Below are 25,861 nucleotides of genomic sequence, written 5' to 3'. Positions count from 1 at the left end.
ATCACCGTCAACGCGGTGTCCCCCGGCACCATCGAGACCGACATCCACCCGTGGATGGCGATCCCGGAGGCCAAGGCCCAGGCCGCCGCCTTCTCCGTCTTCAACCGCGTCGGCCAGCCCGGCGACGTCGCCGACGTGGTCTCCTTCCTGGCCTCGGACGACGCCCGCTGGGTGACCGGCCAGAACATCGACGTCAGCGGCGGCTCCGGCCTCGGCATCTGACGCGGGCTCCTTCGTCCGCACACGGACGGCCCCGGGCCGCCGCCTCCCCCGTACACCGGGGAGGCGGCGGCCTTCGCCGTGGGCCCGGTGTGCCCGGACGGATCCTCGGCCCGGTCCGGGGCGGGGCCGGCGGGCACGGCGGCACGGCGGCGCACGCGAAGGCCCCCGGCCCGAGGGGGTTTCCCTCGGGCCGGGGGCCGTCTGCGCGGGTCCGGTCAGGTGTTCCGGATCGACAGGGTGTGGCTGAAGACGTTCTTCGGGTCCCACTTGTCCTTCGCCGCCTGGAGGCGGCAGTAGCCGTCCTTGAAGTAGAGCTGGGTCCAGGGGATGCCCGAGGTGTTCAGCGCCGGGTCGGCGAGGTCGGCGTCGTGGTAGTTGATGAACGCGCCGTCGTTGACTCCGCCCGGTCGCGGCACTCCGCCGGTGGCGGCGTGGACGTCCCGGTAGAACTCGCGGATCCACGCGAGGTTCGCCGCGTCCTCCTCCGGGGTGGCCCACAGGTTCACGAACAGCATCTTGAGGATGGAGTCGCGCTGCGCGGTGGCGGTGGCGGTGGAGGCGGGCAGGTTCGCCGCGCCGCCGTAGCCGGCGATCTCGACGAGGGCCGCAGAGTTGGTGTAGTCGGTGCGCGTCAGGTGCTTCCAGAACGCCTTGATCTGCGCGGCCGGCATCGTCTTGCGCAGGTAGGCGGACTTGGCCTTGAAGCGGCCCTTGCCCTCGAAGCCGGAGCCGCCGAGGCCCGGCCAGTGCAGGACGTTGTACAGCCAGTCGACGCGCTTGCGGGTGTCGACCCGGTACGTCAGACCCGTGCCCGCGACGATGGCCGCGAGGTACTGGTCCAGGAGGGAGTCGGCGTTCGGCAGGGCGGCGTCGATCTGCGAGCTCATCAGGAACTCGCCGGCCAGCTTGTGACGCGGCTTGATGGCACTGAACAGCTTCGCGTACGGCGAGGTCGCGGAGGAGTTGGCCTCGTGCCAGGCCGTGAAGTTGTGCAGCAGCCGGCTGAAGGCGGCCTCGGTCATCCCGGTCCAGGAGAAGGCGACCTCGGAGATGATCAGCTCGCGCGGCGCCTTCTGGAGCAGCAGCGCCGGGTCGGTGCCGGTCGCGTTCGGGCCGCGGAACCAGTAGCGGGTGACGATGCCGTAGCTGCCGCCGCCCGCTCCGGTGTGCGCCCACCACAGTTCGCGGTTGGGGTCGCCCGCGTCGCGGGTGGCGACGACCTTGCGGGCCGTGCCGGTGGAGTCCACGTGCACGACCTCAAGGGCGTACAGGTGGTCGATGGTGACGCCGTGGGAGCGGGCCAGCGGACCGTAGCCGCCGCCGGGTATGTGGCCGCCGAGCGCGACGCTCGGGCAGGTGCCGCCGGGGATGGTGACGCCCCAGTTGTTGTAGAGGGTCTCGTAGACGCTGCCCAGCTGGGCGCCCGCGTCGACGGCGACCGCCCGGCGGGCGGAGTCGTACGAGATCCCGGTCATGGCCGAGATGTCGATGAGGACACGGATGTTGGCGTTGCTCGTGAAGTCCTCGTAGCAGTGGCCACCGCTGCGGACGGTGAACCGGAGGCCCTTGTTGAGGGTCTCCTGCACGGCCTGGACGACCTGGTCGGCCGTGCTCGCCACGAGCACGTAGTTCGGCGTGCCGACCCAGCGGCCGTTGGCCCCGGCCACCAGGCTCGCGTAGCGCGGGTCGGACGGCGTTACCGTGACCAGCTCGGCCGAGGCGATGCCGGCGGCGGCCGTCGGCTCGGCGGCGAACGCCTCACCCGCCCAGCCGCCCAGTGCGGGCAGTGCGAGGGCTGCGCCGCCGGCGGCCGCACTGTGTTTCATGAACACGCGGCGGGAAACTCCGGTCATTCCGTGTACCTCCACGAGGAATTGGTTCACGAGTGCGGAACTCGCATCACGCCGCACACCTGGTGGAGGCGGGGTGGAATCAATGGCCGTCAGTCGTTGTGAAACCACAAATTATCGGCCAGATTCCATCGTCGAGTAATCCTCCACCAATTCCGCTTGTGAAGGGGGAAAGAGCCGCGGCAGAGCGGATCGAAACGGCGCAGCTCAGACGGCCCGGACCCCGGCCAGCGGGGAACCCGCCAGCGCGTCGTGCGGGACCGCGGGCCGCAGGGCCTCGCGGGTGGCATCGCAGAGCTGGATCTCACCGGCCGGCGAGAGTTCCAGCAGACACTGGCAGGTGTCCAGCAGGGCGCCGTTGACGGACGGCGCGGCGGTGGGGTCATCTGGCCGGAAACGGACCAGTGCGTTCCCCGTCGCCACGGCGGCGTGCAGGGTCAGGCCATGCCACGGGGAGTGGCCCGGCGCGGCGTCGGCCGCGGGGTCGGTGAGCCGGTCGCGGATCGCTGCCGCCGCGCGGACGGCCCGTACGGCGGTGCCCTCCTCGCCGCCCGCCCGGAAGAGGCCGAGCGAGACGGCTCCGATCGAGGTCACGGCGTCGCCCCCGAACCGCTCGATCCGCCGGCGGACGACGGCGTTGACGTTCTCGAGCATCTCGTCCAGGAAATCGGGGGTGCCGCCGCCGAGTTCCGGGGTGATCCGGGTCTGCACGAGGAGCACGCTGATGCGCTGGCGCTCGGTGACGACGGGGCGCGGCGCGGGCTGCCGGCGGACCGGCGCTCCCCTGGGCTGGGCCGGGCGGTCGGCGAGCAGCAGGCCGCGGGGGCGGGTGGGTACGGCGGCCAGCATGCGCCGCCGGTCCTCCGGGCGTTCCTCGCGCGGGTCCTCGTAGCGCTCGGCGGGGCGCTCGGCGGTGAGCTCCTCGACGCGGTCGGCGCGCGCGGCCCGTTCGGCGGCGAGCTCCGCGGTGCGTTCGGCGGCGTACAGGTCGACGGCCCGCTCGACGGGCCGGTCGGTGTAGCGCTCCGCGTACCGGTCCGCTCGGGCCGCCGGGGCCGCCGCGCCGGCGCCGTCCTCACGCCGGCGCACCTGGCCCCCCGGTACGCCGACCGGGGCCGGGCCGCCGAGGATCACCGCGGCGGGGGGGAGGTTCAGGGCCGGGTCGTGGGCGAGTATCGCCTGCTGGAGCCTGCGCAGTTCGTGGCCGGGCTCCAGGCCGAGGTCCTCCACCAGCGTGGCGCGGATCCGGTTGTACACGCTGAGCGCGTCCGCCTGCCGCCCGCAGCGGTACAGGGCGAGCATCAGCTGGCCGGAGGAGCGCTCGCGCAGCGGCTCGGCCTCGACCGTGGTGTCCAGCTCGCCGAGGACGGCGTAGTGCTGGCCGCAGCGCAGCTTCGCCTCGAAGTAGTCCTCCAGGACGTCGAGGCGGGCGTTCTGCACGGCGGTGAGCTCGGGCCACATCGTGCCGGTCTCCACCAGGTCCGACAGGACCGGTCCCCGCCACAGCTCCAGGGCCTCGCAGAACAGGGTCGCCGCCTCGTGCGGGGCGCCGGCCGCGAGCTGGGCGCGGCCCTGGCGCACGCGCTGGCGGAAGAGGTGCAGATCCACGTGGTCGGGATCGACCCGGATCATGTAGCCCGGTGCGCGGGTGACGAGCTCGGCCGGCGCCCCCTCGCCGGGAGCGCACTGGTTCAGCATGCCGCGCAGTCCCCACACGGCGTTCTGGAGGATCTTGCGCGCCGTGACGGGCGCGTCGTCCGCGCTCCAGAGCGCGGTGAGCAGTTGGCTGGTGGGGACGACCTGGTTGGCCTGTAGAAGCAGATAACCCAGCGTGGCACGCGGCTTGGTTCCGCCGAGCGGTACGGGCTGGTCAGCGGACATCACCTCGAGCGGACCCAACATCCGAAAGCGCATAACTCCCCCGGTCCTGCGGCTGATACGTCATGCTCACTCGCTCGGAGATTACAAACCAACACTCCGGTTTGTCAAAAGCCTTGCTCGGTACGTTCGGTGAGAGGGTGCGGGCCGCACACCCTCCCAGGCGCCCGATTCTTGAAAAACCAAAGGTCAGAGGGCCCGGGAAGGGGGGATCCCGGGCCCTCTGGCGGTGCTGCGGTCAGGGGTGAGGCCGCATCGCTGTGGGTTGGGTCACAAGCCGATGGAGAGAAAGGAGGCTGAGAACAGTCCCTGAGGGTCCCTCAAAAAGCATGACCGGTTTGGTTTGCGTGCCGCCACCTGTCAGGCGACCGGTGCCAGGCTCGCTCCGTCCGTGTCCCGGATGATCACGCAGACGTCCCGCAGGGCCGCCTCCAGCCGGTCGATCTCCTCGTCGGTGAGGTACACCGACGGTTCGAAGCGCAGCGTGTTGACCGCGCTGGAGGTCGGGAAGGTGCGGATGCGGTGCGCGCGCAGGATGTGCCCCGAGACGAAGTACCCGAAGAAGCCGCTCTGGGCGACCGCCCGCAGCGGGTCGGACTCCGAGCCCGACTGGTCGTGGAACTCCAGGCCCAGCATCAGGCCGCGGCCGCGCACCTCCTGGACGATGCCGGGGAAGTCGTCCCGTACCGAGCGGAGCATGCCGAGCAGCTTCTCGCCGCGCTCGGCGGCGAGCCGGTAGACCTCGCCGTCGCCGCGCTCCATGATCTCCAGCACCTTGAGGGCGATGAGACAGGAGAAGCTGTCCTTGGCGAAGGTCGAGCTGTGGGCGAGCTCGAACTGCCCGTGGTAGAGCGGCTTGCGTACGAGCATCACCGCGGCCTTGGCGATGCCGCCGCCCAGGCTCTTGGCCAGGGTGTAGTAGTCGCCGCGCAGCCCGAGCCGCGTGGCGGCGAGGAAGTCGCCCGTGCGGCCCATGCCGGTCTGCACCTCGTCGATCACGACCGGGATCGAGGCCTCGGCGCAGACGTCCTGGATCTCGCGGGCGAACTCCGCGGTCAGCTCGTGGATGCCCCCCTCGCCCAGCACGGGTTCCAGGACGAAGGCCACGAACAGCGGGAAGTCCCGCTCGACGACCTGGACCTGGCCGCCCTCGACGACGAGGTCGAGCAGCTGGGCCCGCTCCTCGTCGATGATCTTCCGCAGCGCGCCGGGCTGGTCGCGCGGGACGAAGCGGGACTGCGCGGCCAGCGCCTTGAACGGCAGCCGGTAGCCCTCGTTGTGGGTGAGCTGCACGCTGCCGGCGAGCTTGCCGTGGAAGCCGCCCTCGGGGACGAGGAACAGCGGTGAGCGCGCGGCCTGCGCCTCGTTGCGGGCGACCACGTCGGAGACGAGGTCCTCGATCGAGTCGGCGACCCCGGCCGGGACGGCTGCCCGCCCGGACGTGACCTGGGCCAGTACGTCCTCCACGTGCGAGGCGATCTCGTCGGTGAGCGCCGTCAGGCGCAGGCCCCGGTCGAGCTCGGCGTGCTTGACGGCGGCCTCGACGGCCTCCGCGCCGCTGTTGGCGAAGATGGCGTAGTACTGCTCGTCGTCGCCGCGCTCGCGCTGGAGGATCCGGTTGAGGACCTCGGCGACGTCGTTGGCGTACGGGTGGCGCGAGAACTGCGCGTGGACGGGGGTCTGCCCGTCCAGCAGCTCCTTCGCGTAGGCGTTGATCTCGGGGTTGTTGTGCCCGAGCATCAGGGAGCCGTAGCCGCCGACGTAGTCGATGACGGGGATCTCCGCGCCGTCCTCGCCGCGGCGGTAGAGGGTGTTGCCCTCGCCGCGCACGTACTCGGCGTCGAGGCCGCCGGAGGCCAGCACGCCCAGCAGGAACGGCTCGGCGAACTCGGTCCCGACGGTGGTGGGTTCGTCTCTCATGTCAGTCCCTTCAGGCGTTGGTGGTGGACTCTTCGCGGGCGGCGGCGGCCGGCGCGTCGTCCGGGGCCTCCTCCGCCGGCGCCTCGGCGGCGCCGATCGCGGGGATGTGGCGCAGCAGCGACAGGACGATGACGCCGGTGACGACGGCGAGGCCGGCGCTGACCCAGGCCGTCGCCTGGAACCCGGAGGTGAAGGCGTCGCGGGCGACGGTCACCAGCTGGGCGCCGAGGTCCCCCGGGAGGGAGGCGGCGGCGTCGGTCGCGCCGCCGACGGTGTCGCGGGCGGCTTCCGCGGCGTCGGGGGTGACGCCGGCCGGGAGGTTGTCGTCGACCTGGCCGCGGTAGACGGCGACGGCGATGGAGCCCGTCACGGCGATGCCCAGCGCGAGGCCGAGGTCGTAGGCGGTCTGGCCGGTGGCGGCGGCGCTGCCCGCCTTCTCCGGCGGCGCGGCGCCGGCGGCCAGCGAGGTGCCGAGGACGCTGATCGGGGCGACGCCGAACATGATGACGGCGAGGCCGAGCGAGGCGGGCACGATGCCGTCCTTGTCGGGGCCGGCGATCCCGGTCAGCCAGAAGCCGGCCAAGGTGACGACCAGGCCCGCGGTGATGACGAACGCGGGGCGGATCCGCTTGGCGAAGACCGGGGTGAGCTGCGAGCCCAGGATCAGGCCGACGGCTCCGGGCAGCAGCCACAGGCCGGCGGCCAGCGGGGTGAGCCCGCCGGAGACCAGCAGGTACTGCGGGACCAGGTACTCGACGCCGTTGAGCGCCATCATGCCGAACAGCAGGGTCAGCAGCGCGCCGGTGAAGGCGCGGGTCTTGAACAGCCGCATGTCGAGCAGCGGGGTGTCCAGGGAGTTCTGCCGGCGGACGAACACGACGGTGAAGGCGGCGCCGATCAGCAGCGCGGCGAGGTTGCCCACGCTGAAGCCGTGCTCGGCGAACTTCTTGAAGGCGTAGACGATCGGCAGGATCGCGGCGAGGAAGAGCACGACGCTGGCCAGGTCGATCTTCCCGGCGTTCGGGTCCTTGTACTCGGGCAGCAGCAGGGGCGCGAGCAGCAGCGGCACCAGCATGACCGGGACGCCCATCAGGAAGACGGACCCCCACCACCAGGCGTCGAGCAGCACACCGCCGATGACGGGGCCGACGGCGATGCCGACGGACAGGGCAGTGACCCAGGTGGCGATGGCGGTCGCCCGCTGACGGGCGTCCTTGAACATGTGGATGATCAGCGAGAGCGTCGACGGCAGGACCGCGGCGCCGGCCACGCCCAGCAGGGCGCGCGCGAAGATCAGCATCTCCGGGCTGGTCGAGTACGCGGCGAGCAGCGAGGCGGCGATCACGCCGACGGAGCCCAGGATCAGGAGCTTGCGGCGCCCGATCCGGTCCCCGAGGGTTCCCATGACGACCAGGAACCCGCAGGTAAGGAACCCGTAGATGTCAGTGGTCCACAGCAGCTGCGAGCTGGTGGGCCGCAGGTCGGCCGTGACGTACGGGGTGGCCAGCCACAGGACGCCGAGGTCGGCCGTCATCAGAGTCACCGGCAGCAGCAGGACGAGGAGTCCGAACCACTCCCGCGGCCCGGCCCGCAACTCCACCGCGGGGGCGGCGGTGTTCGAAGACATGGTTATCCCTTCATCTATGTTCTGTTGGTCGCGCTAGGGGGTGTCCGACCCTGATCCGCCGAACACCCCCTAGGGGGCCGTGCGGACCAGCCGGAGGATTTCCGCGGCGACCGTGCCGGGGTCCTGCTGCGGCTGCCAGTGGGAAGTCTTCTCCAGCGTCACGAGCCGGTAGGGGCCGGTGACGTGGTCGGCGGTCTTCTCGACGGCCAGTTCGCTGACCGCCGTGTCGGTGCGGCTGTAGACGAAGGTCGTCGGGACGGTGACCGGGCCGAAGCCGAGGTCGTCGCCGAGCAGGTTGTTGGCCCTGTACCAGTTCAGGGCGGCGTCGAGGACGCCCGGCCTGGTGTGGGTGGTGACGTAGCGGTCGATCTGGGCGTCGGTCAGGACGCCCTCGCCGGCCTGGGTGAACCAGGCGCGCAGCTGCGCGCCGTCGTCGGCGAGGAAGTGCGCGGCCGCGCCCTCGGAGACGAGGAACTCCACGTACTGGGAGCTGTGCTGCTGCTCCTCGTCCACGCGGTAGGCGTGCTGGTACGCGTCGAGGTGCGGGATGGCCAGCGCGGTCAGCGTGCGCACCCGGTCGGGGTGGTGGGCCGCCAGGTACCAGGCCACCGCGGCGCCCCAGTCGTGGCCGACGACGTGGGCGGTGGTGATGCCCAGGGCGTCGAGGATCCCGAGCGCGTCGGCGGCGAGGTGCTCGATGCGGTACGCCGCCACCTCGCCGGGCCGGGCGCCGTCGGAGTAGCCCCGCTGGTCGGGGGCGATCGTGCGCAGCCCGGCCGCGTGCAGCAGGGGCTCGGTCTCGGTCCAGGACTCCTTGTTGTGGGGGAATCCGTGCAGGAGCAGGACCGGGTCCCCGTCGGCGGGGCCGCTCACGTCGACGTCGAAGACCAGGTCTCCGAGGGTGATGTTCATGACTACTCCTGGGACGCCGCGGCGATGGCGGACTCGATCTGCGGGTCGTGCAGGACGGCCGGCGAGTCGACGAGGCCGATCACGCGCGCGTAGGCGCGGGAGACGACGGCGTCGCGCGAGGCGGCCTCCTGGACCTGCGCGATGAAGGCGTGGGCCTGCTGGACCTCCTCGGTGCGCTCGCCCTCGACCTCGGGGAAGCTGAGGTCGGCGCCGACGGCCATCTCCCAGCAGCCGTCGATGGCGTTCGCGGCGAGGTCCTTGAAGTAGGCGATCGGGTCGGGGCGCTGAGCCTTGGCCGTGTGGTCGCGCAGGACGAGCGAGCCGAGGGCCGCGACGGTCATGCCCTGGGCGTAGCTCGGGTTGAAGGAGCAGACGGCGTCGCCGAGGACGAGGAGGCCGGCCGGGAAGTCCGTCAGGCGCTGGTAGTGGCGGCGCAGGTTGGTCGGGAACTTGTAGGCGACCGGCTCGTCGAGGGGCTCGGAGGCCTGGAGGACCTCGTAGATGTCGGGGGCGGCGAGCGACTTGATGAAGTCGAGGAAGCCCTCGGGGGTGGTGGGCGGGTGGTCGCCGAGGATGCCGTAGGCGGTGACGATGGAGCGGCCGCCGTCGACCTTCTGGCAGATCGCGCCGCGCGGTATGCCCGCGGAGGCGACGGTGTTGATGGAGATGTTGCCCTCGAAGGCCTCGTCCGGGACCCGGTAGTAACGGGTGGTGTAACCGAGGCCGATCTTGTGCTTCTCCTCGTCGACGGCGTCGAAGCCGAACTCCTGGAGCCACACGGAGGTGCGCGAGCCGCGGCCGGTGGCGTCGACGACGAGGTCGGCCTGGACGGTCTCCTCGGTGCCGTCCTGGCGGCGGACGACGACGCCGGTGACCTCGCGGCGGTCCTCGGTGGTCGTCAGGCGCAGGATGTCGGACTGCTCCAGGAAGCTGACCTGCGGGAGGGCGAGCACGCGGTTGCGTACGTGGCGCTCCAGGAAGGGGCGGCTGGAGCAGAGGGCGAAGAGCCCGGAGTCGACCTTCTGGAGCCGCTTTCCGTTGATGATCCAGCGGACGTCGCCGGCCACGTCGCCGAGCTGGGCGCCGGCGGCCTTCATCTCCTCGGTGAGGCCGGGGAAGTACTCCTCGGCGATCTGCTGCCCGCGGGAGAGCAGGCCGTGCAGGTGGTGGCCCTGGGGGAGGCCGCGGCGCAGGTCGTTCGGACCGGTCAGCTCGTCACGGTCGACGACGACGACCTCGGCGAAGTTCTCGGAGAGGGCGCGGGCCGAGAAGAGGCCGGCCATGCTCCCGCCGAGGACGACCGCGCGACCTCCGGTCACGTTTCCGGCGGATCCGGGGTTGACCCCTTGGGAAGATGCAGCACTCACAGCGATCAGCTCTCCTTGAATTCGCACATCACTACAGCCCGGCTCGAGCCCTGCGAGACCAATGCGCACGACTGCGGTTATTTGAATCGCGTAAGCCCGCAACGAAGGTATCCGCAGGCGTTCCACCGGCCGCTCATTGCGTGGCAACGGGCCGCTCATCAGGCGTTCCAGCGACTGGAGTTACCGGGCCATGACTGTTTGTGAGCCTGCCTTTACTAGTCTGTCGGGGACTAGATTTTCTAGGCCCGGTACGGAACTCCGCGAATAGTTGCGGTCCGCAGTTCGAAGACCGCGGTGAATCCAGGCGCAGCAGTAATACCAGGCGCAGTAAACCCAGGAAAGGGCAGCCGAGCGTGGTGACCAGTGAGCAGAATCCTGTAGCAGCCGGGGCGCGCACCGAGAAGGTGCGGCAGATCGCTGTCGTGGGGCTGTCCTGCCGGCTTCCCGGAGCCGAGAGCCCGGCCGCGTTCTGGGAGCTCCTGCGGAGCGGGTCCAGCGCCGTCGCCGAGGTCCCGCCGGGCCGCTGGGGCGTGCCGCGGGACGGCTCGGCGGCCCCCGGTGACGGCCCGGGGCGCGCTGCGTTCCTGGACGGGGTGGACCTCTTCGACGCCCGCTTCTTCGGCATCTCCCCGCGCGAGGCGGCGGCGATGGACCCGCAGCAGCGCCTGGTGCTGGAGCTGGCCTGGGAGGCGCTGGAGGACGCGGGCATCCTCCCGGCGGCCCTGCGCGGCAGCCGGACCTCGGTGTTCGTGGGCACGCTGCGCGACGACTGGACCAACCTGCTGTACCAGTACGGCACCGAGGCCATCACCCAGCACACGATGACCGGGGTGAACCGCGGTGTCATCGCGAACCGGGTCTCCTACTACCTGGGTCTGACCGGTCCGAGCCTGACCGTGGACTCGGCGCAGTCCTCCTCGCTGGTCGCGGTGCACCTGGCCTGCGAGAGCCTGCGCAACGGGGAGTCGACGACGGCCCTCGCGGCGGGTGTGAACCTCAACCTGCTGACGGAGAACGCCACCACGGAGGAACGATTCGGCGCCCTCTCCCCCGACGGCGTCACCTACACCTTCGACGCCCGCGCCAACGGCTTCGTCCCCGGTGAGGGCGCCGGCGTCCTCGTCCTCAAGCCCCTGGAGCAGGCCCTCGCCGACGGCGACCGCGTCTACGGCGTCATCCGCGGCAGCGCCGTCAACAACGACGGCAACACCGCCGGCCTGACCGTGCCCAGCCCGGCCGCCCAGGAGCAGGTGCTGCGCCTGGCCCACGAGCGGGCCGCGCTCGGCCCCGCCGAGCGGGTCCAGTACGTCGAGCTGCACGGCACCGGCACCCCCGTCGGCGACCCGATCGAGGCCGCCGCCCTGGGCGCCGCGCTCGGCGCGGACCGGGCGGAGGGCGACGCACTGCGCGTCGGCTCGGTGAAGACCAACATCGGGCACCTGGAGGGCGCCGCGGGCATCGCGGGCCTGATCAAGACCCTGCTGGCGATCTCCCACCGCGAACTGCCCGCGAGCCTCAACTTCGAGACCCCGAACCCGGCCATCCCGCTCGCCGAGCTGGGTCTCGCCGTCCAGCGCGAGCACTCCGCGTGGCCGCACCCGGACCGCGCCCTGGTCGCGGGTGTCAGCTCCTTCGGCATGGGCGGCACCAACGCCCACGTCGTGGTCTCCGAGGCGCCGGCCACCGCCGCCGCGCCCGCCGCCGACGCCCCCGCCGCCGAGCCCGCGGTCCTGCCGTGGGTGCTCTCCGCCCGGTCGGACGAGGCGCTGCGCGCGCAGGCCGCCCGCCTGGCGAAGTTCGCCGGCGCCGAGGGCGCGCCGGGCCTCGCCGACACCGGCTTCGCGCTGGCGACCACCCGTACCGCCTTCGACCGCCGCGCGGTCGTGGTCGGCTCCGACCGCGAGGCGCTCCTGGAGGGCCTGCGGGGGCTGGCCGAGGGCCGGCCGGCCGCCGGGGTGGTGCGGGGCGAACCCGCCACGGGCACCACCGCGTTCCTCTTCACCGGTCAGGGCGCGCAGCGCGCCGGGATGGGCGAGGAGCTGTACGCCGCGTTCCCCGCCTACGCCGCTGCCTTCGACGCTGTCACCGCCGAACTCGACCAGTACCTGGACCGGCCGATCCGTGAGGTCATCGCCTCCGGCGAGGGCCTGGACGAGACGGGCAACACGCAGCCCGCCCTGTTCGCCGTCGAGGTCGCCCTCTACCGGCTCATCGAGTCGTGGGGCATCAAGCCCGACCAGCTTGCCGGGCACTCCATCGGCGAGATCTCCGCCGCGCACGTCGCGGGCGTCCTCTCGCTCGCCGACGCGGCCAGGCTCGTCGCGGCCCGCGCGAAGCTGATGCAGGCCCTGCCGACCGGCGGCGCCATGATCGCCGTACAGGCCACCGAGGAAGAAGTCCTCCCGCTCCTCGAGGGACTTGGCGAGCGGCTCTCGATCGCCGCGGTCAACGGTCCGAGTTCGGTCGTCATCTCCGGCGACGAGGACGCGGCCGTCGACGTCGCGCTGCGGATCGCCGCGCTGGGCCGCAAGACCAAGCGGCTGACCGTCTCGCACGCCTTCCACTCCCCCCACATGGACGGGATGCTGAAGGACTTCCACAAGGTCGCCAAGGAGCTGACCTACGCCGAGCCGCGCATCCCCGTCGTCTCCACCCTCACCGGCCAGCTCGCCACCGGGGACGACCTGCGCACCCCCTGCTACTGGACCGACCAGGTCCGCGGCGCCGTCCGGTTCGCCGACGCCGCGAAGACCCTCGCCGAGCTGGGCGCCGACGTCCTCCTGGAGATCGGCCCTGACGCGGTCCTCAGCGCCCTCACCGAGGGCACTCCCGCCCTGCGCGCGGGCCGCCCCGAGGCGCAGACCCTGCTCACCGCCGTCGCGACCGCCTTCACGGGCGGCGCCGGCGTCGACTGGAGCGCGCTGTACCGGGGCCTGGGCCACGAGGGCGGTGGCGCGCGCCGCTTCGCCCTGCCGACGTACGCCTTCCAGCGCCGCCCGTACTGGTTCGACGCCGCCGCCCGCAAGGAGGCCCCCGCCCTCGCCGCCGCCCCCGCGGCCGCGCAGGACGCCCCGGACGCCGCCCCGCGCGGCGAGCTGGGCCTGCGCCTCGCGCGGCTGTCCGCGGCCGAGCGCCGGCGCGTGGTGTCGGAGCTGGTGACCTCGCACGTCACCGCGATCCTCGAGTACGGCCCCGGGGAGGCGCTGGAGCAGCGCACCCCGTTCCAGAAGCTCGGCTTCAGCTCGATGATGACCACCGAGCTGCGCAAGGCACTGGCCGAGGCCACCGGCCTGCGGCTGCCCGGCGGGCTGCTGTTCGACCACCCCACTCCGCAGGCGCTGACCGAGTTCGTCGAGGCCGAGCTGCTGGGCGCGGCGGACTTCGCCGAGGAGTTCACCCGTCGCTCCGGCGCCGATGCCGACGAGCCCATCGCGATCGTCGGCATGGCCTGCCGCTTCCCGGGCGGCATCTCCTCCCCCGCCGAGCTGTGGGACCTGGTCGCGGCGGGCGGCGACGCCGTCTCCGGCTTCCCCGAGAACCGCGGCTGGCCCGAGGACCTGTACGACGCCGACCCCGACCAGCCCGGCAAGAGCGCCGTGCGCCGCGGCGGGTTCCTGCACGACGCGGGCGAGTTCGACGCCGCGTTCTTCGGGATCTCCCCGCGCGAGGCCCTCGCCATGGACCCGCAGCAGCGGCTGCTGCTGGAGACCGCGTGGGAGGCCGTCGAGCGTTCCGGGATCCGCCCCGAGGCCCTGCACGGCTCGCGGACCGGCGTGTTCGTCGGCGCGACCGCGCTGGAGTACGGGCCGCGCATGTACGAGGCCCCCGAGAGCGTCCAGGGCTCCGTCCTGACCGGCAGCACCACCAGCGTGATGTCGGGCCGGATCGCCTACCAGCTCGGCCTGCTCGGCCCGGCCGTGACCACCGACACGGCCTGCTCCTCCTCGCTCGTCGCCCTGCACCTGGCGATCCGCTCGCTGCGGTCGGGCGAGACCAATCTCGCGCTGGCGGGCGGCGCGACGGTCATGTCCTCCCCCGGCATGTTCGTCGAGTTCTCCCGCCAGCGCGGGCTCGCCCCCGACGGCCGCTGCAAGTCCTTCTCCGCGGACGCGGACGGCACCGGCTGGGCCGAGGGCGTCGGCCTGCTCCTCGTGGAGCGGCTCTCGGACGCCGAGCGCAACGGGCACCGCGTCCTCGCGGTGCTGCGCGGCTCCGCCATCAACCAGGACGGCGCCTCCAACGGCCTGACCGCCCCGAGCGGCCTCGCCCAGCAGCGCGTCATCCGCCAGGCCCTCGCCGACTCCGGTCTGGACACCACCGAGGTGGACGCGGTCGAGGCGCACGGCACCGGCACCAAGCTCGGCGACCCGATCGAGGCCGAGGCGATCATGGCCACCTACGGCAGCGCCCGCGAGGGCGGCTCCCCGGTGTTCCTGGGCTCCCTCAAGTCGAACATCGGCCACGCCCAGGCGGCCGCCGGCGTCGGCGGCGTCATCAAGATGGTCGAGGCGATCCGCCACGGCGTCCTGCCGCGGACCCTGCACGCCGACGAGCCCTCCCCGCACATCGACTGGTCGGCCGGCTCCGTGGAACTGCTCACCGAGGAGCGGGCCTGGCCCGAGACCGGCCGGCCGCGCCGCGCCGCCGTCTCCTCCTTCGGGATCAGCGGCACCAACGCCCACGTGGTCATCGAGCAGGCCCCCGAACAGCCCGCCTCCGCCGCCCCGGCCGAGGAGCCGGCGGCGCCCGCGCTGCCCGCCCCCTGGCTGCTGTCGGCCCGCACCCCGCAGGCGCTGCGCGCCCAGGCCGGGCGGCTCGGCGCCCTCGTCGCCGAGGCGGACCCGTCCGCCGTCGGGCGGGCGCTCGCGAGCACCCGTACCCTCTTCGAGGAGCGCGCAGTCGTCCTCGCCGAGGACCGGGCCGCGCTGCTGGCAGGGCTCGACGCGCTGGCGACGGGCTCCGGCTCGCCCGCCGTGGTCACCGGCAGCGCCGCGAACGCCGGGCGCACCGCGTTCCTCTTCACCGGCCAGGGCGCCCAGCGCCTGGGCATGGGCCGTGAGCTGTACGCGCGCCACCCCGTCTTCGCCGAGGCGCTCGACGCGGTGTTCGCCGCGCTGGACGCCCACCTGGAGCGGCCGCTGCGCGAGGTGGTCTTCGCCGCCGGGGGCAGCCCCGAGGCGGCCCTGCTCGACGAGACCACGTACACCCAGCCCGCCCTGTTCGCCGTCGAGGTGGCCCTCTTCCGGCTGCTGGAGCACCACGGGGTCACCCCGGACCTGCTGGCAGGCCACTCCATCGGCGAGCTGGCCGCCGCCCACGCGGCCGGGGTGCTGACCCTGGACGACGCGGCCCGGCTGGTGGCCGCGCGCGGCCGGCTGATGCAGTCGGCCCGCTCCGGCGGCGCGATGATCGCCGTCCAGGGCACGGAAGCGGAGATCGCCGCTTCCCTCGCCGGCCACGAGGACGCGGTGTCGATCGCGGCCGTCAACGGCCCGGCGTCCGTGGTGATCTCCGGTGACGAGTCCGTCGCCGAGGAGATCGCCGCCGGCTGGCGGGAGCAGGGCCGCAAGACCAAGCGCCTGACCGTCTCGCACGCCTTCCACTCCCCGCACATGGCGGAGATCCTGGAGGAGTTCCGTACGGTCGCGGCCTCCCTCACCTTCTCGGCGCCCGCGATCCCGGTGGTCTCCACCGTCACCGGCAAGCTCGCCACCGACGCCGAACTGACCTCCCCCGACTACTGGGCGAACCAGATCCGCGCCGCCGTGCGCTTCCTCGACGCGACCGTGGAGCTGGCCGCGCAGGGTGCGACCGTGTTCGTCGAGGTCGGCCCGGACGCGGTGCTGACCGCGCTGGCCCAGGGCGCCCTGGACGACGCGGCCGTCGTCGCCGTGCCGCTGCTGCGCGCGGGCCGCCCCGAGACGGAGACCTTCACCACGGGCATCGCCCGCGCCCACACCGCCGGCGCCTCCCTGGACGCGGCGACGTTCTTCGCGGGCGCCGCCCCGGTGGAGCCGGCCGAACTCCCTGAACTGCCGACGTATCCCTTCCAACGTGAGCTGTACTGGCTCTCGCCGAGCGCCCCCACCGACGCCCGCAGCCTGGGCCTGGACGCCTCCGACCACCCCCTGCTGTCCACCACCGTGGAGTTCGCGGACCGCGAGGACGCCCTGTTCACCAGCCGGATCTCGGTCGGCGGCCACCCGTGGCTGAAGGACCACACCATCGGCACCACCGTGCTGGTGCCCGCCACCGGCTTCCTGGAGCTGGCCGTCGCCGCCGGCGACCACCTCGGCGCCACCCGCGTCGAGGAGCTGACCCTGGAGGCCCCGCTCGCGCTGACCGGGCGTGATCCCGTGCGCGTGCAGGTGGCGGTGGGCGCCCCGGACGCCTCCGGGATCCGCCCGTTCTCCATCCACGCCCGCCCCGACACGGGCGAGGACCAGGCACAGCCCTGGACCCGGCACGCCACCGGCGCGCTCGCCGAGGCCACCGCCCCCGACGAGGACGGCGACCTCTCCGCCTGGCCGCCGGCCAGCGCCGAGGCCGAGCCGCTGGACGGCGTGTACGAGCGCCTCGCCGACCTCGGGTACGCGTACGGCCCCGCCTTCCAGGGGCTGCGGGCCCTGTGGCGCGACGGCCGGGACCTGTACGCCGAGGTCCGGCTGCCCGAGGAGCACCGCGAGAGCGCCGCCCGCTTCGGGGTGCACCCCGCGCTCTTCGACTCCGTACTGCACCCGCTGGTGCTGGACGCCGCCACCCCCGGGGACGGCGACCGGATCCGGCTGCCCTTCGCCTGGTCGGGGATCTCCCTGCACGCGGCGGGCGCCGCCGAGCTGCGCGTACGGATCTCCCCGACGGGCAGCGACACCTACCGGCTGACCCTGGCCGACGCGGCGGGCGCGCCCGTCGCGGAGGTCGAGTCGCTGACGCTGCGCCCGGTCGCCAAGGAGCAGCTCACCGCCGCCTCCGCCGACGGCGGCGCGCACGACTCGCTGTACACGGTGCAGTGGGCGGCCGTGGCCGCCCCCCAGGGCCCGGAGGCCGACTGGTCCGAGGCGGGCGAGGACCTCTCCGCCGCCGAGGCCGGCAAGGACGTCCTCGTACGCCTGGCCGGCGCGGCCGGGGCCACCGTCGAGGGCGCGCACCTGACGACCCTGAAGACGCTGGCCCTGGTCAAGGCGTGGCTGGCGGACGAGCGGTTCGCCGACTCCCGGCTGGTGTTCGTCACCACCGGCGCGGTGGCCGCCCTGGGCGGCGAGGACGTCGCCGACCTGGACGCGGCCCCCGTCTGGGGTCTGATCCGCTCGGTGCAGTCCGAACACCCCGACCGGCTCGTGCTCGTCGACGCCGAAGAGGGCACCCCGGACTCCCTCATCGCCGCCGCGCTCGCCGCCGGCGAACCCCAGCTCGCGGTCCGCGCGGGCGAGCTGTACGCCCCCCGGCTCGCCCGCGCGGCCGCGACCCCCGCCCCGGCGGAGCCGGTGCTCGGCTCCGAGGGCACCGTCCTGGTCACCGGAGGCACCGGCGGCCTGGGCGCGCTCTTCGCCCGCCACCTGGTCACCGGTCACGGCGTACGGCACCTGCTGCTCTCCAGCCGGCGCGGCCCGGCCACCCCGGGCGCGGACACCCTCGCCGCCGAACTCTCCGCCCTGGGCGCCGAGGTGCGCGTGGTCGCGGCCGACGCCGCCGACCGGGCGTCGGTGGCGCAGCTGCTGGCCGCCGTGGACCCGGCGCACCCGCTGACGGCCGTGGTGCACACGGCCGGCGTGCTGGACGACGCGACGGTGGAGTCCCTCACCCCGGAGCAGGTCTCGGCGGTGCTGCGCCCGAAGGTGGACGCGGCCCGGAACCTGCACGAGCTGACCAGTGGGCTGCCGCTGAAGGCCTTCGTGCTGTTCTCCTCGGTCTCCGGTGTCACCGGCACCGCGGGCCAGGCCAACTACGCGGCCGCCAACACCTACCTCGACGCCCTCGCGGCCCACCGCCGCGCCTCGGGCCTGGCGGCGACCTCGCTGGCCTGGGGCCTGTGGGACAGCAGCCACGGCATGGGCGCCGGCCTCACCGACGCCGACCTGGCCCGCTGGGACCGGGCGGGCATGACCCCGCTCACCCCGGAGCAGGGCCTCGCCCTGTTCGACGCGGCGATCGAGGGCACCCAGCCGCTGCTGGTGCCCGTCGCGCTGAACCTCGCCCGGTTCCGCGGCGCCGCCGAGGCGCCGCCCGCCCTCTACCGCGGCCTGGTCCGCACCCGTACCCGCCGTGCCGCGCAGGCCGGCGCGGGAGGCGGCGCCGGTGACTCGGGCTGGAGCCGGCAGATCGCCGCGCTCCCCGAGGACAAGCGGGCCCAGGCCGTACTGGACCTCGTACGCTCCACCGTGGCCTCGGTGCTCGGCCACGCGGGCGCCACCTCCATCGACCCGCAGCGGGCCTTCAGCGACATCGGCTTCGACTCCATGGCCGGCGTGGACCTGCGCAACCGGCTCGGCACGGCCACCGGCCTGCGGCTGCCGGCGACGGCGGTCTTCGACCACCCGACCCCGGGCGCCCTGGCGGCGTACGTCCTGTCGAAGGTGTCCGCGGACGCGGGCGCGACCCCGGCCAAGGCCGTCAAGGCCCGCGCCAAGGGCGCCTCCGACGAGCCGATCGCCATCGTCGGCATGGCCTGCCGCTTCCCCGGCGGAGTGAACTCCCCCCAGGACCTGTGGCGGCTCGTCGCCGACGGGGTGGACGCGGTCAGCGGCTTCCCGGTCAACCGCGGCTGGGACCTGGACGGCCTGTACGACCCGGACCCCGAGCACACGGGCACCTCGTACGTCCGCGAGGGAGGCTTCCTCCACGAGGCGGACCTCTTCGACCGGGAGTTCTTCGGGATCTCCCCGCGCGAGGCGACCGCCACCGACCCGCAGCAGCGCCTGCTGCTGGAGACGGCGTGGGAGACCTTCGAGAGCGCGGGCATCGACCCGGCCCTCTTGCGCGGCACCAACACCGGTGTGTTCACCGGCGCGATGTACGACGACTACGCGTCCCGGCTGAGCGCCACCCCGGAGGAGTTCGAGGGCTTCCTGCTCGCGGGCAACCTCTCCAGCGTCATCTCCGGCAGGCTCTCCTACACGTACGGCCTGGAGGGCCCGGCGCTCACCGTCGACACGGCGTGCTCCTCCTCGCTGGTGGCCATGCACCTCGCGGCGAACGCCCTGCGCTCCGGCGAGTGCGACCTCGCGCTCGCGGGCGGCGTCACCGTGATGAACAGCCCGCACACCTTCGTGGAGTTCTCCCGCCAGCGCGGGCTCTCCCCCGACGGCCGCTGCAAGTCCTTCTCGGCGAGCGCGGACGGGACCGGCTGGAGCGAGGGCGTCGGCCTGCTCCTCGTGGAGCGGCTCTCCGATGCCAAGCGCAACGGACACCAGGTCCTGGCCGTGATCCGCGGCACCGCCGTCAACCAGGACGGCGCCTCCAACGGCCTCACCGCCCCCAACGGCCCGGCCCAGGAGCGGGTCATCCGCCAGGCCCTCGCCAACGCCGGCCTGACCCCGGCGGACGTGGACGCGGTCGAGGCCCACGGCACCGGCACCACCCTCGGCGACCCCATCGAGGCGCAGGCCCTGCTGGCCACCTACGGCCAGGACCGGCCCGAGGACCAGCCCCTGTACCTGGGCTCCCTCAAGTCGAACATCGGCCACAGCCAGGCCGCGGCCGGTGTCGGCGGCGTCATCAAGATGATCGAGGCGATGCGCCACCGCACCCTGCCGCGCACCCTGCACGTGGACGAGCCGTCCCCGCACGTGGACTGGGAGGCGGGCGCGCTGGCACTGCTGACCGAGGAGACGCCCTGGCCCGAGCAGGGCCGGCCGCTCCGCGCGGGCGTGTCCTCCTTCGGCATCAGTGGGACCAACGCCCACGTCATCATCGAGCAGGCCCCGGCCGCCCGCCGGCCCGCCCCCGCGGCGGGGCCGTCGGCGCCCGCCGGCGTCGTGCCGTGGCTGGTGTCCGGAAAGGACGCGAAGGCCGTCCAGGCCCAGGCGGCCCGGCTGCACAGGTTCGTACTGGACCACCCGGAGCTGTCCGCCGGGGACATCGCCTTCTCGCTGGCCACCGGACGCGCGGTACTGGAGCACAGCGCGGCCGTCGTCGGCGCCGACCGGGAGTCCCTGGTCCGGGGCCTGTCCTCGCTGGCGCACGGCGAGTCCGCGAGCAACGTCGTACGGGGCCGCTCGGCGCGCCCCGGCAAGACGGCCTTCCTCTTCACCGGCCAGGGCAGCCAGCGCCTGGGCATGGGCCGCGAGCTGTACGCCTCGAACCCGGTCTTCGCGAAGGCGCTGGACGAGATCTGTGCCCGCTTCGACGCCGAACTGGCCCGCCCGATCAAGGACGTCCTGTTCGCCCCGGAGCACTCGGCGGACTCGGCCCTGATCGACCAGACGTCCTTCACGCAGGCCGCGCTGTTCGCCATCGAGGTGGCCCTGTACCGGCTGTTCGAGCACTACGGCTTCACCCCGGACTACCTCCTCGGCCACTCCATCGGCGAGGTCACCGCCGCCCACCTGGCGGGGGTCCTCGAACTGGGCGACGCCTGCTGCCTGGTCGCCGAGCGCGGCCGGCTGATGCAGGCCGCCCGCGAGGGCGGGGCGATGGCCGCGATCCAGGGCACCGAGCAGGAGGTGCGCGCCTCGCTCGCCCCCTACGGGGACAAGGTCGCCATCGCCGGGGTCAACGGCCCGACCTCCATGGTCGTCTCGGGTGACGCGGACGTCGTGGACGAGCTGTGCGACGCCTGGCGGGCGAAGGGCGCCCGCACCAAGAGGCTGCCGGTCTCGCACGCCTTCCACTCCCCGCACATGGACGAGGTGCTGGCGGAGTTCCGCGAGGTCGCCTCGGGGCTGACCTTCCACGCGCCGCGCATCCCGTTGGTCTCCAACGTCACCGGCACCCTGGCCACCGAGGAGCAGCTGACCTCGCCGGAGTACTGGGCCACGCACATCCGGGAGGCCGTGCGCTTCGCCGACGGGATCCGCTACCTGGAGGAGCAGGGCGTCACCGACTACCTGGAGCTGGGCCCGGACGGGGTGCTCACCGCCCTCGCCCAGGGCTCCCTGGAGCAGGAGGCGGGCGCGCTCGCGTCGGCCCTGCGCCGGGACCGGCCCGAGGCGGAGAGCGTCGCCGCGGCGATGGCCCTGCTGCGGATGCGCGGTGCCCGTCCGGACTTCGCGAAGCTGTTCCCGGGCGCCCGCACGGTGACCCTGCCGACGTACGCGTTCCAGCACGAGCGGTACTGGCTGGAGGACCCGCAGACCCCGGCCGACGCGGCCGGGCTGGGTCTGGCGGCGACCGGCCACCCGCTGCTGGGCGCGGCGGTCGCTGCGGCGCACCGCGACGAGTACCTGTTCACCGGCCGGCTCTCGCGCCGCACGCACGCCTGGCTGACCGAGCACGCCGTGCACGGCACGGTGCTGCTGCCCGGCACCGGCCTGATCGAGCTGGCCGCGCGGGCGGGCGAGCAGCTCGGTGTCGAGCGGGTCGAGGAGCTGATGCTGTCGGCGCCGCTGGTGCTGCCCGAGCAGGACGGCGTGCAGGTCCAGGTGGTTGTCGGCGAGGCGGACGGCACGGGCCGCCGCGGCGTGGAGGTCTTCTCCCGGCCCGACGACGGCGACGTGGCCACCGACCGGCCGTGGACCCTCAACGCGAACGGCTCCCTGGCCCCCGCGGGCGACGCGGGCGAACCGCTCACGGTGTGGCCGCCGGCCGGGGCCTTCGAGGTCTCCCTCGAGGGGGCCTACGAGCGCCTGGAGGCGCTGGGTTACGCGTACGGGCCGGCCTTCCAGGGCCTGTCGCGGCTGTGGACGCTGGGCGAGGACGAGATCTTCGCCGAGGTGCGGCTGCCCGACGCGCAGCGCGCCGACGCGGGACGATTCCTGCTGCACCCGGCGCTGCTGGACGCGGCGCTGCACCCGCTGCTGCCGGGTGTGGCCTTCGACACGGGCCAGGCACGGCTGCCGTTCTCCTGGTCCGGGGTGAGCGTCCACGCGGTGGGCGCGTCGGTCCTGCGGGTGCGCCTGACCCTGTCCGGGCAGGACTCGGACACCCTCCAGGCCGCGCTGACGGTGGCGGACGGCAGCGGGGCGCCGGTGGCGACCGTCGAGTCACTGCTGCTGCGCCCGGTGTCGAAGGAGGCGCTGCGGGAGGCCGCTTCGACGGCCAGGGACGGCCTGTTCAAGGTCGCGTGGGCTGCGCTCGCCGAACCGCGCCTGCCTTCGGCCTCCGCGGTGGACACCTCCGGGTGGGCCGTCGTCGGGGACGTCACGGTCGCGGGCGCCCGCCCGTACGCCTCGCTGGAGGAGGTCGCCGCGGCCGGGTCCGTGCCCGCCACGGTGGTGCTGGCTCCGGCCGCCGTCACCGGTGAGGTCGCCGTGGCCGCCCGGCAGGCGCTGCGCGAGACCCTCGCGACGGCGCAGGCCTGGCTGGCGGACGAGCGCTTCGAGGACTCCACCCTCGTGGTGGTGACCCGGGGCGCGATCGCCACCGGCGGGGAGCCCGTCACGGACCTGGCGCACGCCGGTGTCTGGGGTCTGCTGCGCGTCGCGCAGACGGAGAACCCGGGCCGGATCGTCCTGGTCGACCTGGACACCGACGGCGCCGCCGGCCTGCCCGGCTCGGTCCTGGCCTCCGGCGAGCCGCAGATCGCGGTGCGCGGTACGGAGCTGCTGGTGCCGCGCCTGGCTCGGACCGCGCAGAACTCCGAGGCCCGGACTGCTCGTTGGGACCAGGGCACCACCCTGATCACCGGCGCGACCGGCGCGCTGGGCGGCGTACTGGCCCGGCACCTGGTCACCGAGCACGGCGCCAAGCACCTGCTGCTGCTCAGCCGCCGCGGCCAGGACGCCCCGGGCGCCGAGGATCTGCGCACGGAGCTGACCGGGCTCGGCGCGCAGGTCACCCTCGCCGCCTGCGACGTGACGGACCGGCAGTCCCTGGCCGGCGTGCTGGCCGCGATCCCCGCGGAGCAGCCGCTGACCGGGGTGGTCCACACGGCCGGTGTGCTGGACGACACCGTCCTGTCGGACCTGACGCCGGAGCGGCTGGAGAAGGTGCTGCTGCCGAAGGTGGACGCGGCCTGGAACCTGCACGAGCTGACCAAGGACCTGGACCTGTCGGCCTTCGTCCTCTACTCCTCCATCGCGGGCCTGATCGGCAACGCGGGCCAGGCCAACTACGCGGCGGGCAACACCTTCCTCGACGCCCTCGCCCAGTACCGCCAGGCCGCCGGACTCCCGGCCACCTCACTGGCCTGGGGCCTGTGGGCCCAGGCCTCCACCATCAGCGGCTCGCTGGAGGAGGCGGACCTGCGCCGCCTCGCCCGGCTCGGCCTGCTGCCGCTGTCCTCCGCCGACGCGATGGACCTCTTCGACGCGGCCCCCGGCACCGGGGAACCGGTCCTGGCCGTCACCCGGCTCGCCGTGGAGGCCCTGCGCAAGCAGGGCGACCGGCTGCTGCCGCTGCTGCGGGACCTGGCTCCGGCCGGTGCGCGCCGCGCGGTCGCGGGCAGCGGCGCCGGGGCCGGTACGGACGGCCCCTCGCTGGCCGAGCGTCTCGGCGCCTTGCCGGAGGAGGAGCGCGTCACGGCGCTGACGGACCTCGTACGGGCCCAGGTGGCGGCGGTGCTCGGCCACGCCGACCACAGCGGCATCGACGCCGACCGCGCCTTCCAGGAGCTGGGCTTCGACTCGCTGACCGCCGTGGAGCTGCGCAACCAGCTCAACGCGGCGACCGGTCTGCGGCTGCCCAGCACCCTCGTCTTCGACTACCCGAACCCGGCCGCGCTCGCCGCGTACCTGCGCCAGCAGATCACCGTGGAGGACGTGTCAGCGGCCGGGCCGGTCCTGTCGGGCCTCGACAAGCTGAAGTCCGCCATCCAGGCGGCCGCTTCGGACCGCGAGGCCTTCGACCAGATCACCGGCCGGCTGCGCGAGCTGCTGGACATCGCCGACACGGCGAGCGGTGCCAAGGCCGAGGACGGCAACGCCGACCTGGAAGAGGCGAGCGACGAGGAGCTGTTCGCGCTCCTCGACGACCTCGACTGACCGTCGAGCCGTAGGGCGTCCGGGCCGCAGCGCGGCATGCGAACCCTCCATTCATCATCACCCAGCCACATCACGTCGGGGAGCTGAGATCACGTGGCGAACGAGCAAGAACTCCGGGACTACCTCAAGCGGGCCATCGCCGATGCCCGGGACGCGAAGAAGCGTCTGCGCGAGGTAGAGGACAAGGCACAGGAGCCCATCGCGATCGTCGGGATGGCGTGCCGGTATCCCGGCGGGGTCGCCACTCCCGAAGGCCTCTGGCAGCTGGTCACGGACGGGGTGGACGCCGTCAGCGGCTTCCCCGTCAACCGTGGCTGGGACCTGGAGCGGCTGTACGACACCGACCCCGACGCGGCGGGCACCTCGTACACCGCCGAGGGCGGCTTCCTGCACCAGGCGGACCGCTTCGACCCGGAGTTCTTCGGGATGTCCCCGCGCGAGGCGCTCGCCGTGGACCCCCAGCAGCGGCTGCTGCTGGAGACCACGTGGGAGGCCTTCGAGCGGGCCGGGATCGACCCGGCGTCGCTGCGCGGCAGCCGCACCGGTGTCTTCACCGGCCTGATGTACAACGACTACGGCTCCCGGGCGGGCCTGCCCGCCGAGGGCAACGAGGGCTACCTGTTCAGCGGAAGCGCGGGCAGCATCGCCTCGGGTCGCCTGGCGTACACCTTCGGCCTGGAGGGGCCGACGGTGACCGTCGACACGGCCTGCTCCTCCTCGCTGGTGGCCATGCACATGGCGGCGAACGCGCTGCGGGCCGGCGAGTGCGACCTCGCGCTCGCCGGCGGCGCGGCCGTCATGTCGACGCCGACCGCCTTCATCGAGTTCTCCCGGCTGCGCGGCCTGTCGGCCGACGGCCGCTGCAAGTCCTTCTCCGAGCACGCCGACGGCACCGGCTGGGCCGAGGGCGTGGGCCTGCTGCTGGTCGAGCGGCTCTCGGACGCCCGGCGCAACGGGCACCAGGTCCTCGCGGTCATCCGCGGTACGGCGGTCAACCAGGACGGCGCCTCCAACGGCCTGACCGCCCCGAACGGCCCCTCCCAGGAGCGGGTCATCCGGCAGGCGCTCGCCAACGCGGGTCTGACCACGGCCGATGTGGACCTGGTCGAGGCGCACGGTACGGGCACCTCGCTGGGCGACCCGATCGAGGCGCAGGCGCTGCTGGCGACGTACGGCCAGGACCGGCCGGCCGGCCGGCCGCTGTACCTCGGCTCGCTGAAGTCGAACATCGGGCACAGCCAGGCCGCGGCCGGTGTCGGCGGCGTCATCAAGATGGTGCAGGCGATCCGGCACGGCTTCATGCCCAAGACCCTGCACGCCCAGGAGCCTTCGACGCGGATCGACTGGGAGGCGGGCGCGGTATCGCTGCTCCAGGAGGCCCGTGAGTGGCCCGAGACCGGGGCGCCGCGCCGTGCGGGCGTGTCCTCCTTCGGTTTCGGCGGCACCAACGCCCACGTGGTGATCGAGCAGGCTCCGGCCGCCGAGGAGCCCGAGGGCGGGGCGGCGGAGCCGCTGCCGGCGCCGGTGGCGCTGCCGGTGGTTCCGTGGGTGCTGTCCGGCAAGACCCCGCAGGCCGTGGCCGGTCAGGCCGAGCAGCTGCTGGCGTACGCCGGGGAGCACGAGGACCTCGACCCGGCCGCGGTGGGCCGCGCGCTGGTCGGCCGGCGCGCGCTGTTCGACCACCGAGCGGTGGTGGCGGGCACCGACCGGGACGCGCTGCTCGCGGGTCTGCGGGCGCTGGCCTCGGGCGAGGCCTCGCCGGCCGTGGTGCGGGGGGCGAAGACCGCCGGGAAGACGGCGTTCTTGTTCACCGGTCAGGGTGCGCAGCGCGCCGGGATGGGCGAGGAGCTGTATGCCGCGTTTCCCGCCTATGCCGCTGCCTTCGACGCCGTGGCCGTGGAGCTCGACCAGTACCTGGACCGGCCGGTCCGTGAGGTCATCGTCTCCGGTGAGGGCTTGGACGAGACGGGCAACACGCAGCCCGCGCTGTTCGCCGTCGAGGTCGCC

The 25,861-nt window shown here is 73.6% G+C and carries 8 protein-coding genes and 1 pseudogene; 3 read left to right on the top strand and 6 right to left on the bottom strand.

What is annotated here, in order from left to right; translation table 11 throughout:
• The coding region (locus tag ACWDYJ_RS31825; RefSeq protein WP_451569064.1) for an SDR family oxidoreductase at positions 1-222 on the top strand (222 nt) is incomplete at its 5' end.
• A 215-nt stretch (positions 223-437) separates the two neighbouring features.
• Here the strand turns inward: ACWDYJ_RS31825 and ACWDYJ_RS31820 are convergent.
• The 6 genes from ACWDYJ_RS31820 to ACWDYJ_RS31795 form a co-directional block, all read right to left on the bottom strand.
• Positions 438-2,075 carry an FAD-binding oxidoreductase gene (locus ACWDYJ_RS31820; RefSeq protein ID WP_451569063.1) on the bottom strand — a complete coding sequence of 546 codons (1,638 nt, stop codon included), beginning with the start codon at positions 2,073-2,075 and terminating at the stop codon, positions 438-440.
• Positions 2,076-2,279: 204 nt separating this feature from the next.
• Positions 2,280-3,953 (bottom strand): AfsR/SARP family transcriptional regulator, encoded by a 1,674-nt coding sequence (locus tag ACWDYJ_RS31815; RefSeq protein WP_451569062.1) that lies wholly within the window; start codon positions 3,951-3,953, stop codon positions 2,280-2,282.
• Positions 3,954-4,310: 357 nt separating this feature from the next.
• Positions 4,311-5,870 carry an aspartate aminotransferase family protein gene (locus ACWDYJ_RS31810; protein ID WP_451569061.1) on the bottom strand — a complete coding sequence of 520 codons (1,560 nt, stop codon included), beginning with the start codon at positions 5,868-5,870 and terminating at the stop codon, positions 4,311-4,313.
• A 10-nt stretch (positions 5,871-5,880) separates the two neighbouring features.
• Positions 5,881-7,497: an MFS transporter gene (locus ACWDYJ_RS31805; protein ID WP_451569060.1), complete on the bottom strand. Its 1,617-nt coding sequence runs from the start codon at positions 7,495-7,497 to the stop codon at positions 5,881-5,883.
• Positions 7,498-7,566: 69 nt separating this feature from the next.
• A complete protein-coding gene (locus tag ACWDYJ_RS31800) occupies positions 7,567-8,409 on the bottom strand; it encodes an alpha/beta fold hydrolase (RefSeq protein WP_451569059.1) in 843 nt (280 codons plus the stop codon).
• A gap of 2 nt (positions 8,410-8,411) precedes the next feature.
• Positions 8,412-9,776, bottom strand: coding sequence for an FAD-dependent oxidoreductase (locus tag ACWDYJ_RS31795; protein WP_451569058.1), 1,365 nt, complete (start codon positions 9,774-9,776; stop codon positions 8,412-8,414).
• Positions 9,777-10,129: 353 nt separating this feature from the next.
• On the opposite strand from ACWDYJ_RS31795, the gene ACWDYJ_RS31790 reads away from it, so the two are divergent.
• A complete protein-coding gene (locus ACWDYJ_RS31790) occupies positions 10,130-23,854 on the top strand; it encodes a type I polyketide synthase (RefSeq protein WP_451569057.1) in 13,725 nt (4,574 codons plus the stop codon).
• A gap of 99 nt (positions 23,855-23,953) precedes the next feature.
• Positions 23,954-25,861, top strand: a pseudogene (locus ACWDYJ_RS31785) (type I polyketide synthase); the annotation flags it as partial.

The sequence above is a fragment of the Streptomyces sp. NPDC003042 genome (assembly GCF_053591315.1).
The sequence above is the reverse complement of the archived record's forward strand: the minus strand, read 5'-3'. Positions and strand labels throughout refer to the sequence as shown.

What these genes read in the sequence shown, in the direction of transcription:
- ACWDYJ_RS31820 (WP_451569063.1), bottom strand. Translation starts at nt 2,075, where the DNA reads ATGACCGGAGTTTCCCGCCGCGTGTTCATGAAACACAGTGCGGCCGCC.
- ACWDYJ_RS31815 (WP_451569062.1), bottom strand. Translation starts at nt 3,953, where the DNA reads ATGTCCGCTGACCAGCCCGTACCGCTCGGCGGAACCAAGCCGCGTGCC.
- ACWDYJ_RS31810 (WP_451569061.1), bottom strand. Translation starts at nt 5,870, where the DNA reads ATGAGAGACGAACCCACCACCGTCGGGACCGAGTTCGCCGAGCCGTTC.
- ACWDYJ_RS31805 (WP_451569060.1), bottom strand. Translation starts at nt 7,497, where the DNA reads ATGTCTTCGAACACCGCCGCCCCCGCGGTGGAGTTGCGGGCCGGGCCG.
- ACWDYJ_RS31800 (WP_451569059.1), bottom strand. Translation starts at nt 8,409, where the DNA reads ATGAACATCACCCTCGGAGACCTGGTCTTCGACGTCGACGTGAGCGGC.